General features: G+C 59.0%; 15 protein-coding genes and 1 pseudogene. 8 read left to right on the plus strand and 8 right to left on the minus strand.

Annotation, left to right across the window (positions count from 1 at the left end; translation table 11 throughout):
- Positions 1-1,239 precede the first annotated feature (1,239 nt).
- Complete coding sequence (locus tag K288_RS0140135; RefSeq protein WP_027584488.1) at positions 1,240-1,569, minus strand: nuclear transport factor 2 family protein; 330 nt, start codon at positions 1,567-1,569, stop codon at positions 1,240-1,242.
- A 652-nt stretch (positions 1,570-2,221) separates the two neighbouring features.
- Between K288_RS0140135 and K288_RS0140140 the strand changes: the two genes are divergently transcribed.
- From K288_RS0140140 to K288_RS53080, 3 genes are read left to right on the plus strand one after another with little or no spacing between them, the layout of a single operon-like run.
- On the plus strand, positions 2,222-2,407 hold the full coding sequence (locus K288_RS0140140; RefSeq protein ID WP_027584489.1) for a hypothetical protein: 186 nt from the start codon (positions 2,222-2,224) through the stop codon (positions 2,405-2,407).
- Positions 2,408-2,463: 56 nt separating this feature from the next.
- Positions 2,464-3,174: a Crp/Fnr family transcriptional regulator gene (locus tag K288_RS0140145; protein ID WP_027584490.1), complete on the plus strand. Its 711-nt coding sequence runs from the start codon at positions 2,464-2,466 to the stop codon at positions 3,172-3,174.
- Positions 3,175-3,217: 43 nt separating this feature from the next.
- Positions 3,218-3,463, plus strand: coding sequence for a hypothetical protein (locus tag K288_RS53080; protein WP_152535915.1), 246 nt, complete (start codon positions 3,218-3,220; stop codon positions 3,461-3,463).
- Positions 3,464-3,706: 243 nt separating this feature from the next.
- Here K288_RS53080 and K288_RS0140155 read toward each other — a convergent pair whose 3' ends face one another.
- The gene (locus tag K288_RS0140155) at positions 3,707-4,012 is read right to left on the minus strand and encodes a hypothetical protein (protein ID WP_027584491.1); all 306 of its coding nucleotides are present in this window, start codon (positions 4,010-4,012) and stop codon (positions 3,707-3,709) included.
- Between the two features lie 222 nt (positions 4,013-4,234).
- On the opposite strand from K288_RS0140155, the gene K288_RS0140160 reads away from it, so the two are divergent.
- Entirely contained in the window at positions 4,235-4,606 is a 372-nt protein-coding gene (locus K288_RS0140160; protein ID WP_152535916.1) for a hypothetical protein, read from the plus strand.
- 60 nt (positions 4,607-4,666) lie between these two features.
- Here K288_RS0140160 and K288_RS48265 read toward each other — a convergent pair whose 3' ends face one another.
- The 4 genes and pseudogenes from K288_RS48265 to K288_RS55200 form a co-directional block, all read right to left on the minus strand.
- Positions 4,667-5,053, minus strand: coding sequence for a cysteine rich repeat-containing protein (locus K288_RS48265; protein ID WP_043162043.1), 387 nt, complete (start codon positions 5,051-5,053; stop codon positions 4,667-4,669).
- 985 nt (positions 5,054-6,038) lie between these two features.
- Positions 6,039-7,228 (minus strand): annotated as a pseudogene (locus K288_RS48270) (cytochrome P450).
- Complete coding sequence (locus K288_RS0140175; protein WP_244443443.1) at positions 7,225-7,473, minus strand: ferredoxin; 249 nt, start codon at positions 7,471-7,473, stop codon at positions 7,225-7,227. The pseudogene K288_RS48270 and the gene K288_RS0140175 overlap by 4 nt, the downstream one beginning before the upstream one ends.
- Positions 7,474-8,543: 1,070 nt before the next feature.
- Entirely contained in the window at positions 8,544-8,726 is a 183-nt protein-coding gene (locus K288_RS55200; protein ID WP_043162046.1) for a hypothetical protein, read from the minus strand.
- Here K288_RS55200 and K288_RS0140195 point away from each other — a divergent pair.
- A complete protein-coding gene (locus K288_RS0140195; RefSeq protein ID WP_152535917.1) occupies positions 8,706-9,011 on the plus strand; it encodes a hypothetical protein in 306 nt (101 codons plus the stop codon). The genes K288_RS55200 and K288_RS0140195 overlap by 21 nt on opposite strands.
- An 885-nt stretch (positions 9,012-9,896) precedes the next feature.
- On the opposite strand, the gene K288_RS53085 is transcribed toward K288_RS0140195, so the two are convergent.
- Positions 9,897-10,118, minus strand: coding sequence for a hypothetical protein (locus K288_RS53085; protein ID WP_152535918.1), 222 nt, complete (start codon positions 10,116-10,118; stop codon positions 9,897-9,899).
- A gap of 284 nt (positions 10,119-10,402) precedes the next feature.
- Between K288_RS53085 and K288_RS53090 the strand changes: the two genes are divergently transcribed.
- From K288_RS53090 to K288_RS54405, 3 genes are all read left to right on the plus strand, one after another.
- The gene (locus K288_RS53090) at positions 10,403-10,612 is read left to right on the plus strand and encodes a hypothetical protein (RefSeq protein ID WP_152535919.1); all 210 of its coding nucleotides are present in this window, start codon (positions 10,403-10,405) and stop codon (positions 10,610-10,612) included.
- 608 nt (positions 10,613-11,220) lie between these two features.
- Positions 11,221-11,490, plus strand: coding sequence for a hypothetical protein (locus K288_RS48280; protein WP_152535920.1), 270 nt, complete (start codon positions 11,221-11,223; stop codon positions 11,488-11,490).
- A 54-nt stretch (positions 11,491-11,544) separates the two neighbouring features.
- On the plus strand, positions 11,545-11,709 hold the full coding sequence (locus tag K288_RS54405; protein WP_201449804.1) for a hypothetical protein: 165 nt from the start codon (positions 11,545-11,547) through the stop codon (positions 11,707-11,709).
- 13 nt (positions 11,710-11,722) lie between these two features.
- Here K288_RS54405 and K288_RS0140225 read toward each other — a convergent pair.
- Positions 11,723-12,064 (minus strand): IS5 family transposase (locus tag K288_RS0140225; RefSeq protein ID WP_027584495.1); only part of this gene is annotated, 342 nt, incomplete at its 5' end.

Below are 12,064 nucleotides of genomic sequence, written 5' to 3' on the forward strand. Positions count from 1 at the left end.
GCCACTGCCTGAACGGACCGGTATCGCCCCGATACTAGGGCAATCCATCAAAACCGCCGGCGTCAACGTGCGGGGAAAATCGCGCTTACGTACGACCTGTCACCTATGTCTCGGGCCGCTCATCAAATACTTACGTAAAAATCCTAGTGCACCGAAAACCCTCTGTGTCTGCAAACGCATTGCCGCGAGGACGGTTGGAAAGCGTATTAGGCGCGTTGCCAGTGCCGCTTTGGGATAAAGGAAAGGCGCGGAACCGAAGCACCGCGCCCGATGCTGTCAAACAGCCCTACTGCGCAAATCCGGCGCCGCTGGCGGCCCCGCTTCCGATGCGATCGGCCGCCGGCGCTTCATGCCGAACGCTCCTCGCGCTTGCGGCGCATCGGATGCGACGCCAGGAACTCAATATCCTGCTCAATAGCGGTCTTGATCCGGTCGGCCGTGACGTCGGTGTATCTTCTTGCTGCAATCGGTCGACACGTGGGCCTTCCGATGAGACGCGATGATCTGGAGAACTTCTTTACAAATCCAATCGAGCAGAGAGAACTCGCGATCCCAACTGCAAACGTCTATCGCCAGTTTACGGAGCTTTCGGCTAACACAAGCCCGCCTCCGCTGCCTTCGCCATGATCGAAGTCCAGACGATATAAGCGGCAAGCGCGCGCGCCACCGGATAGCTATACGCGCCGCCCGCGCGTTGGGCAAAACGCCACGCGACCGTGCCCTAATTTCCGATCGCCTGGCGATGCAGTTGGCGGCCGAGCTGCGCGAGCAGACGACACATCGCTCGAAGGAAGAGCCGCTTTACGACGCATAGGGAAGGTATGCTGGCACAGTGTGCACGTGCCTTCCGACGCGCCTATGGTATCGTTGCGACATGGGTATGAGGGATGATCGGTTCTTTCTTGCACTTGTTGCCGCGGCCGCGGCCTTCACCGTCGCCGCCGTTTCAGCCCTCGTGCTTGTCCCTTGATCTGGCTCAACGAATGCCCGTCCATTCGCTCGCAGTTTGCCCTTTGGCAGGACATGCGAACGGGCACCCAACGATGCGTGACCGGAAAACAATACGTGACCGGCAGTGGATATTCCAAATGCTGGTCTTGAATGGGCTGGTCTGGGGGCTGGCTCTGATCGGACTGCTAACCATCGCCGAAATGATTTGGCTGTGAGACCGTCGCAACAGGCGGCCTTTTTCGTCAGAGCTGCGTAAACAGATGTCGCATCGCTCAGCCTGCACGAGGCTTAGCGAGCTAATTGCCGGCAACGCAGGAACGTGATCTTTCCGATGCCATCGAACTCCAAAATCGCATCCACGACGCCATGGCCTGTGAGATAGGAGATGGATGTGCCGGTGGCTGCCGGTCGAAGGTCGTCCAACTCAGATGCCGGATAGTCCTTGAGACGCTGCACCCAATAGGCCCGCAAGCCCTCCCTGTCGGCAATGGTTTTCACGTCGCCGCAGCCGCATTCAACGATGGCGTCGTCGGCGAAAAATTCCAGAATGCAGGCAAGGTCTCCGGCGCGGTAGGCATCAAGCCAGTCTACGGCGATGGCCATCGTGTCGATGCTCATGTCAGTCGACCATTTCCTCGCTGTGTGCGCTTACGCTAGAAGTGGGCCAATGAACGGTATCCGAACGTGCTGTTCAACCGCAGGCTCAGCTCAACAGGTAGAGGTCCGAGCTGCGCATCGCTCAAAGGAAAAGCCGCTGTACGAGGTTTAGCCCGGCGATGTCGGTTCAATTGACCTAGATCAATGGTCGTCCCTCGGTTGCGCCGACCATTGGCCGCGCGACCTCTTGCTGATTAGTAGCCCCCAGCCCCAGTCGGCTGAGAGGGAGCGCGCCCCGGCGTCGACCCCACGGTCGCGCCGGGGCACTCGCGTTGACGGGCACCCAACGATGCGTGACCGGAGAACGATGCATGGGCGGCAATGGACGCTGCATGCGCTGGTCTGGACGCTGGCCCTGATCGGCCTGCTAAGCATCGTCGCAATGACTGGGTGAGGCCGGCCGTTACGGACGGCCTTTTCGTCTATCTCCGGCCGCCTTAGTTCAACAGGAAGAAGCGCGCCCGCATTGTAGATGGGCGGTTGCTGGTTCGACTCCGGCAGCCGGCTCCAACTCTATGTCACGAGAAGTTTTCATTCTCGCGCGCGATCAGTTCCCCACCCCATTGCCGGCGGGTTCCATGTTGCCTAGTCTCCCGCCACGGGGAAAATGACCATGAAAGACATGCAGGCGCACTTGGAAAAGCTTCGAAATGAAGCCAGCGAGTGCGACTTAATCAGTAAGCTCGCGACTAATGCGACGAAGAAAGCACTGTTCGCCAAGCTGGCCGAGCATCACCGCGCCTTGGTTAAGGAAGTCGAACAGGCGATCTCGTCTTCCTCGACTAGCCCAAGCAATTGACTGCTTTTGCCAATAGTTGCGGATGACGCACAATCCGCGGTGCCGTGAGTAAGCAAATGCCCAGCGAAATGATGATCCGAAGGCTGCGGGTCCACTCCAAATTGAACGAGGATGACGCAGCAGCGCTCCGCTCCGTCTCCACTCACGTCAAAGAATTCCAGGAGGATACGGTCTTCGTTCGCGAGAGCGAATGGGCGACGCACTGCTGCGTGATCCTGAGCGGCTTTGCCTATCGGGCAAAGGTGACGGAGAATGGCAAACGACAGATCCTCTCGTTCCACCCTGCAGGGGATATGCCGGATCTGCAGGGTCTCTACCTCGATCGCATGGACCATGATCTGGTGACACTGTCGCGCGCACGTGTGGGGTTCATCGAGCATCGCTCGATCCAACACCTCATCGAAACACGGCCGTCGATCATGCAGGCGCTCTGGCGCGAAACGCTCGTCGACGCGGCTGTCTTCAGGGAGTGGATCGTAAGCCTCGGCACGAGAACGGCGGCGGGACGCATGGCCCATCTCATCGCGGAACTTCGCCAGCGGTTGACTGCGGTCGGGATTGAGGCCGACGACGAATTCGAATTTCCAATCACCCAATCGAAGCTCGCGGAGGCGCTGGGGCTCAGCCCGGTTCATGTCAACAGAGTGCTCCAGTCCCTTCGCGCCGAGGGCGTGCTCGACATCCAGAAGAACATGGTGAAACTTCGGGACATCGAAAAGCTCGTGGAGATCGGCGGCTTCAACGACACCTACCTGCATCAGCAATAAGCAGCCTTTAGGAACGGGCGGAAATTTTCGGCGTTTGCGGGAAATGGGCACTTATTACTACCACATCGTCGCATCCAAGCCCTTTCGTGACCCGAACGGCATGGAACTGCCAAATTCCGAAACCGCATGGGAGGAAGCTCTGCGGTTCGTGCGTGATATCGAGGGATCGCTGCAGCCTGATGAAAGCTGGTCACTCGATGTGATCGAAGATGGCAAAACAATTTTTCGCATAAGTATAGCGACGGAAGATTTGCGATCACGCATGCCACGAAAAAGGATATCGGGTTAGCGACCTTGCAGGTCGAGCTTGCCGAAGTGCCACTGGATCGCCGACGTTGCGGCATTGAAACGCAGCTCGGTCGGCCTAAGGACCGAGCTGCGGGGGGCAGCGCACACCCGGTTGGTGATCGTGTGTGCGCGCCATTCAAATTCGCACACGAAAGCTTTCGTTCCTGATGTGTCGGCGGTGCAAATATAAAAAGACTATCGTTTTTCAGCAGCGATGATGGTCCTCGTTGGCGACCCCTCTAGGTTAGCAGTCGTTGTTTCCCGCTTTTGCCTTCGCGCCTTGCGCTTCCTGCGAAGCGGTTGGCTGACCCTGCATCTGCCGCTGCGCGGCCTGTGAGGATGCAGCCACGTCACCCGACGCCCTGTTCATGGTGTCAGTCGGCGGATGTTCGTCGCGCGGATTTGCGGTGCCAGTGGTTTGGGCCGTATGGCCGGGAGTAGGTCCCGAGCCCGCGTCCTTGTTTGCCGTGTTGCACGGACCCGCCTGCGCGAGACCGGTGGCGAGTATCACGGCTGCGCAGCTCGCGAAGAAAATCGCTCTTACCTTCATGCCGAACTCCATCGGTTAGGGATCGCTGATTTAACTCTCGCTGGGATGCGCGCGTTCCTAGGTAGCGCATTGGCGTCAGTACCCGCACCTCTAGCACCATCGCTCGGTCAAGGGCGCTGACCTATGGGATCGGAGACTTTCTGTTCCAGTGACGTGCGTCACATCTACCAAGGAGCGAGCCTGGCTAATATTGCGGCCACACCGAACGTAAGGAGCAAAGCCATGTTGAGAGGCTGGCGGTTTGCGGTGTCCTTGACCCTCTGTTGCACGCTTGGATGGTCGACGGCGCATGCAACACCCAACGTGATCAAACCCGCAGGCGGAGCGGGTAAGTCTGGGTTGCTGAGAAAAGCCCCTGAACCGGCAAAGGGCGGCCTATTGCTCAAGAACGGAACACTCTATCTCGGGCGCCCGGTCAAGTACGAAGCGGGTATAGTGAGGGTTGAAGTAAGCGAAATTGCTGTCGGCAAGTGGTTCACCACGGCGGCCAGCGCGCTGTTCGGCGGGGCGTTCAGCACGGCAATCGTCGCACGGTTGCACCAAGTATTTTGCTTAATCTTGAGCTGCGACGACGACGATAAAAAGAAGTCGTGAAGGGAATAGCACTATCCGCGGCTTTTCATTCGCCGATCAAAGGCGCCCTATGGCGGCGCGTCACTGAGTGCGAGCGCCGTGAACTGCTCGTGCAAGCTCGTCTTTGCAGGTGTCGCTTAGGCTGGCGACGGCGGACTTTAAGCAAGCGCCGAATTCTCCGCCTTTACCGTCGACGCTCGCGCACCGCTGCTTGATGTGCTCGCTGCAGTCATTGTCAGCCTCGTGAACCTCGGCGAATTTGGACAGCGTCACCAGGCATGGGAGTGAAACATCGTGGATGTGCTCTCTCATGCAAGCCAAGAGGCGGCCCTCTCCCGGTTCAACACCGGGGCACAGCTTTTTAAGGTCGGCTACGCAATGTCCCACCTCTAACCCCTTTTGCGCGGTCGCACTCGACGTCCACAACGTCAAGATGGCGCCAATCATCAGGATGATCTTTCTGAGCATGGTCAAGACTCCTACGGCGAGGGAACCTCTAGGCCGACGCTCTCCGACCGGTTTCGACGTCTATTGATCTGGATCAACCCGGCGTAGATCCTACGAACGCGCCGGGGCTTCTATTTTTCAGCTCTTGCGCGGGCTGGCGCGCTTGATGGCGCGGGCAATGAACGCCTGCCGAGATCGGACTTCGCGGAAACCTCAAGCGCAACTAGAAGATGTCACCATGGAAACGCAGGGTGCTGGTGAGGCGCGCAGCAAAAGCACGTTGGAGCAAACGCAAATGAGCCGCGGCGGAAATTGCAAAAGACAAAGAACAGAACGACAAGATTACTGATGAAGCAGAATTAGTGACAGAAGCAACTCCCGCGGATCATGTGAGCAAAGTTCGGAAAATTGTGATCGGTCGCGGGTCGACCGTTATGCTTTATCGCTAACTGCGTGAGCTTCGTCGATCACCGCTAGTAGCTCTCCAGCCCTAGTTCGGTGGAGCGAATCGGTGGAGCGAACGAGCCCCGGCGTTATCGATCCCAAGGTCACGCCGGGGTTTTAATTTTCGGTAGCTCCACGTCAGCGCTGGCGCGGACTGACACGCTTGATCGCCCGGGCAATGAACGCCTGCCGAGCCGCCGCAACGTCGATTCCACGGGCCCATACCTGCACCGTTTGCCGTGGCAGGCTGCCCGTTGGTAGGCAACGACCTTCTCGACGGCCCTGCCCCGCCCCTTCCATGACGGTCAACGCCGATCGATGATCCGAATACTTGGTCGCAGAGAGTCGCGACGTTCAAATCCATCTTCGAGGCACTCCGGAAGCGCGGAGGCGAAGGCAGAAGCCTGGTCCGTCCGCATGGAGGGCTACGCTCGGCCGGCCCAGCCTCTTGGCAGGCGTTGGAGCCGAGTATCCCCATGTTGACCTCGGCTCCAATTCCAATGCGTTCAGCTTTCGGGCGACGCCTCTGGCGACGACCACTGCGCAACTCCGTACCGTGCCTTCAGCCAGCCCCGAGCGTCAGCGGAAGCTGCCGCGGCCCTCGGATCGGTCCGGTCGACCATTCGACGGCCGCGCCTGGCGCCAAGGCAAAGTCAGGAAATTTGCCGAGCCACTCTTCGAGCGCGACCCGCATTTCCATGCGCGCCAGGGTCGCACCGATGCAGCGATGGATGCCGAGGCCGAACGCGGCATGGGGATTTTCGGCACGGTCGATGACGACGCGCTCGGCATCGGGAAAGATTTCCGGGTCACGGTTGGCGGCGCCGAACGGCAAGAGCACCATCTCGCCCACCTTGAGCGGACAGCCGGCGAGCTCGGTCTCCTTGACAATCTCGCGTCCCGCCGTCACGGGCGCGTAGGCGCGCAGGAACTCCTCGACCGCGGTTGGAATGATCTGCGGCTCGGCCGCCAGGCGCTTTCGATCGTCGGGATGGGTTGCGAGGTGCCACAGGCTGACGCCGATGGCGCTCCAGGTCGTATCGACGCCGGCGAACAACAGAAGCCGCAGCGTGCCGTTGATGTGCTCCTTGCTCAAGGGCTCCCCGTCGATGCGCGCGTGGAGCAGATAGCTGATGAGATCGTCGCCACGCGCGCCCCGACGCCTGGCGATTTCCTCGTCAAAGAACGCGCTTACCTCGGCGACGACCCGCTGGACGATCGAGACGTCGGTCATGGAGTGTTCGAAGGAGTCACGAACCCACTTCCGGAACTGGTCGCCGGCATCTTCGGAGATGCCGAGCATGTGGGCGATGAGACGCGCCGGGATCTCCTGCGCATAGTCGACGGCGCCGTCGCAAGCGCTCCTGCCGGAAAGCGGCTCGAGGAGCTCGCGACACAGCGCCCGCGCCCGCGGCTCGAGCCTCTGAATGGCGGCCGGCGTGAACGGCGGCAGCAGGATCTTTCGCTCTGCGCGATGGGACGGCGGATCGGAGGTGATCGGCGGCGATTTCAACGGTGGACGTTTGCCCTCGCGGACGAAAATGCGGCGCGATGAAAAATGCTCGGGGTCATAGGCGATCGCGCGGATGTCCTCATAGCGCGACGGAAGGTAGACGCCCAGGAAGCGATCGGTGTGAGCAATGGGCACTCTTGCCTGAGCTCACGCCAGATCGGATAGGGATCTTCGATCCAGCGGGAATCGAGAAGGTCGAAATCGCTGGTCCAATCGGCAACGGGGGCGCGCTCGCTCATGCCTGTTCTCCTGCTTCCACGATGTCGATGGCGAGTTCGGGACAATTGGCCGCGGCCAGATAGACCTTGTTGGCGAGATCAGGCGGAACGGCGCCGCCACGCAGCTCCTGTGTTTCACCTGAGGCGTCGACCTCGAACAGCTCAGGCGCGATGGCCACGCAACGCGCGTGACCCTGACAGCGTTTTCGGTTGATGCGCACTGTCAAATCAGCAGGGCCGGCAAAAGGCTTAGGCAGGACATTCAAGGTTCCACTCCCTTGTTCAGCATCGGAGTGGGCAACGTGTGCGAGCGAGCGTTACGCTACGGTTTCACCAGGGCAAATCGGGCTACGTCTGTAACAACCGACGGGCGGGGCGAGCAGATCTGGATCCATCAGACGGCCTCGCTCGACATCCGCCGGAGGAAGGAACGCCGATCGACGCGCTCGAGCGCGTGCACCCCCTCCAATAACGATAGCAGCGCCGGCGCAGGCCTGCGGTCAACCAGTTATCTTTTCATCGTGCCGCCGGTCAGATTGCTGGCCCCGCTATGGTTGCCTGATGGCTATGGAGCTGCCTTACCGTCGTAATCGCCGCAAAAGTCGCGACCAAAATAAATGCGATTGAAAAAGCGAACAAAACAAAGCGTGGCGTCATTGAATGGGCTCCCCTTCGGGATACCCCCCGCTCCAAATCTAACTTGAATTTCGAGGCATTCAAGGCGAGCGCGGGCGGTCCACTTGGAACGCCGCAGACTGAGGGGCCACGCCTGCCGCGAAAGACCGAGCGTCGGCCTCTGCTTGGCCGATGCCCTGAGGCCAGCCGTGCTCCAGTGGGGCGATGGAGTTGTCAGTGCGATTTGTGACGACGCCTTACGAGACGATAGACGCCATACCCGACGGCAATAAGAGCAAGAGGAAGTCCAGCGCCAGCGACAGGTCCCGGAGCGCCATGGATGCTACCGGGAGCGCCATAGTCGCCACCAGGAGCGCCATGAACGCCATCGTTCCCATTGGCAGGGCTGCCATCTCCGTGGAGGACGTAACCGGTGGTGGTCACTGCCCCTAACACAGCTAGTCCGCAAACAGCGTTCTTGAGAGACAAAAGGCGTGTGAATTTCGTCCAAGACGTCCAAAACATGATTATTAATCTCCTCGGCCCGCGATTTTATTAATTGATTAACATTGCGTGATAATAATAGCAATATTAAATCCGTTATGCAGCCGCGATATTGCAAAGCAACGCAGCCTCAAATTGATCGGTGGCTGAGCGCTCGGCTCCATAATGGAGCTGACGAGCCAAATGCCGTCGTCGACTTCCTTGAAGCCGAGCACGCTCATGGCGCGTCGGTCTTCCTGGCAGCAATGATGCGCTCCACTTCCGACACGAGCAGGCTCAGGTAGTCGGCCAAATTTGCGAACAACTTCCGTTTATCCGCATCTGTCGCAAGGTCGCGCATCAGAGCGCACTCTGCGGCATGAGCTCGGAGCTTTTCCAGATGAGCCTGTATGTCTTCCAATCGCCTGCCCTCTCAACAGACGCCCCGATGGTGATCAGCGGCCGCCAACCACACGATACATACGTCGGGAAAACATGGCAAAATCGGAAGCCGCCCAGGGAGCGTAGATCGCACGTCTATATCCCAAAAGCATCAACGACCCTGAGCGAGTTCGTATCCCGCAGCAGCCGGGTCGTCTTCTCGCAACTCAAGTTTTTACAATGGGCGTTCAGCGCTTTGGTAGAAGCGATCGAGGTGCGGCCAGATTTGCCCCTCTACGAGCTCAGCTGCGCGCAGCTCCATTAGCGATGCGATCGGTCTGCTGCTATGGGAACCAGCGTCGGCAACGAGTTTTCGAAGCGCAAGCAAATCCGACATCTTTCGTGCGAGCATGTTGTTATCAGACACCAGTTGCTCGCAAAGCTCTTTGGCTGTGCATCTTGAAGTGCGCATAGCAAGCCGCCCTCCTGTTCGAGAACAACGCAGGCTGACAGTATCGGGAATAACAGGCAATCAACTGTGTTGTATCTGGAGAAAAAGAACGAGCTTTGCTGCAAATCGTGAACAGCGCTCTCTCTCGCACGGTGAGCCTGCTCTTTCGCGTAACGTTGGCAACCGGCATTGTCGCCATGACCATTCACCGAATACATCTGAAGACGAGCTTGGCGGAGCCCCTGAGTGCAACCAAAGGCGTTGTGGGACGTCGAAACTCGGGCCTTTATTGCGAGAACGAAGATTGCAGAGAATTCATCTCATTGGCGGTCGGCAGATCCCCGCGAGGAGACAAAATAGAGGTGGTTGCTGACCCGCCCGGAAGTCAGCAGCTTTTCATCTGTCCAACGTGCTCGCATCGGCAGCGGCGGTTTCTGCACGAACTTGTCTATGTCCGTCTAACGAGAGCGAACAGGCGCCGGCCTCCGAGGACTCGGGTCGGATAGCAAGCATCGGGGTTCGTCCACACCACGATGCATGAACCGCAGCCCGGTTCGCATCTGCGCGAAAAGAAACGGCCCCAAGCACGGGGGCAAGGGCTGGGACCGTTTCTCTCGCGACGTGACAGGCGGCTGTCACACCACTGTCCAATATCGCAATCCCTAAAGGGTTCGATACCGGGACAGCATTCTCTCGACGCTGCGTGCATACGGCCGCACACATGCCTCGCCGAATATCATGGCGCCTTCTCTTAGAACCTCAGTCGTGCTTGCGGCGGCGCTTCATGAGCCAATAGACGCCATAGCCGATGGCGAGTATCGGAAGACCCGCGCCGGCAATTGGCCCGGGGGCTCCGCTGACATGACCAGAGTAATCTCCTTCCGTGTGCTCGCGACCGCCGGAGGCATTCGCGGGCGGGACAATCATCAGAACAAGGGCAAGGGCAAAAAACGCGGCGGAAATCCTAGATGCAATTTTCATCAGATTCCTCCTGCATTCTGACCAAGCATAACAGAATAATGACAATAAATTCCGAGTTTAAATAGTAAATAGTTTAATTTATTAAAAATTTTTCGTGATGGCCTTTCCGCGTCGCTTGCTCTGCCTGGCTTCGATTGTCGCCGCAGACACGTTTGCCGGCTGATTTTCTCACTCGCCCTCAGGTTTCATTTCGCACGAAACTCGCTGGCGGCTGTGCCGAACCGATCTCGTTTTCCTCCGGAGCGCGCCCAACTACACGAACCTATCCCCCAGGAGGACGTCAAATGAAGTCCGTTGCAGTTGCCCTGACCACTCTGGCGATGCTGTCGATGACATTCGTGCCGGCTGACGCCGCTTCCAAGCGCCACCACCGCGCCCACCAAGCGAAAAATTACGGTAACCCGAACGGCTCGGCCGGTGGCCCGACCTCGCTGAGCGGTACCGGATCGTCTCAGTACGGAGGTTCAAGCCCGGGCACCGCAGGCAAGAACTGATCCGACGGAGAGGATCTTCTCTTGGTCCATGGCGCGGCGGCGATGTGTGGATTGGCTGGCCGTTATCAGGACGCGCTGCAAGCACGCGCCGCCGAAGCCGAATTCCCCGCGGATTGTGGCCTGATCTTGTCCGTCACGTGACGGACTGTGTCAGGCGACACGGTCTTCGCATCGCACGAAACCATTTTCCACCTCCGACGAAAACGTCCTGAAACAAAGTGCGAGCTATTTACGTTTCTAAACGAAAGACAGGGACGGCTAACATGCAGTTCATATTGGACCTGTTCTGGGAACAGTCGTGCAGCAGATATCTCGCCTCCTTGGCACAACAGGAGGTGCAGCAATGATCGAGACCTCTGCAGCAATCCTCGCGCTGGTGAGCGTGGGAATTTTTTTGGCGCACGCGCTCGACGCTTATCGGACCGGCTAGCGCAAATCCGATCTCGTTGGATGCGTTCCAGCAATATTGAGCAGGCGCTGCGTTTTGCAGCGCTGCTGCTGTTATGTGACAGGCCTCGTTGAGACACGCTGGCCTAAATTTCCGCAGCCTCCGGAAACGTTTGCGGCCTTGCGCGTTCTTTGCAAGGAGCCAACATGGAGGAGCGCGGATGCGAAGCTCAATTCCCGCACTATTCATCGCGTTGGGACGCGTGATCGCGCTGCCGGCAGTGGCGCAACAGATGACGCCCGGCAACCAGCGGATGCAGGAAGACGCCAACAAGGGCGTCAAGACCCGCAACTCCGGCGAGTCAGGCTATGTGGCCAGCCAGGAGAAGCAGGGAGCCGGCGCGCGTGTTCCCGGTCAGTCCGACAAGAGCCAGACCACAGGCTCCAATGGTGGAACCGCCAATACGCCATCAGGCGGAAAAAGCCGATAGCGCGGCCAATCAGCGAGACCTCCGATAACGACCTGATCGCGCCAGGAGATCCGAATGACCACCGCGGCAAAACTCCTCGCGCAAAAGCAGCAATTGCTGGAGCGCTTGCAGGAGGATCCCGGCCCGAACGAACGCTCCGAGATCGAGCGGCTGCTCGAGCAGATCGACACTGCGTTGAATCTGCTTGATGAAGACGGTTCCGGCGAAGGGCCCGACTAGGTCGTGTGGACAATTACCTTAGCCAGAGCAGTGTTGCGGCGATAGCGACGACGGCGAAGTAATTTCGTGCCGTTTTTTCGTAGCGCGTAGCAACGCGCCTGAAACGCTTCAGTTTCGAGAAGCAGCATTCGATCAGATGACGCTCGGCATAGAGGGGTTTGTTGAGCGGATATTTGATTGCCCGTGAGGGATTGTTCGGAATGACGGCTTGAGCGCCTTTTGCGGCGATCGCGGATCGCAACGCATCGGAATCGTAGGCCGCATCGCCCATCACGACCTCCGCTGGGAGCCCCTCGATGAGCGGCTGGGCCTGAGGCGCATCGCCGGCTTGACCTGCCGTTAGGAAGAAGCGGAC

The sequence above is a fragment of the Bradyrhizobium sp. Ai1a-2 genome, assembly GCF_000426245.1.
Classification (GTDB): domain Bacteria; phylum Pseudomonadota; class Alphaproteobacteria; order Rhizobiales; family Xanthobacteraceae; genus Bradyrhizobium.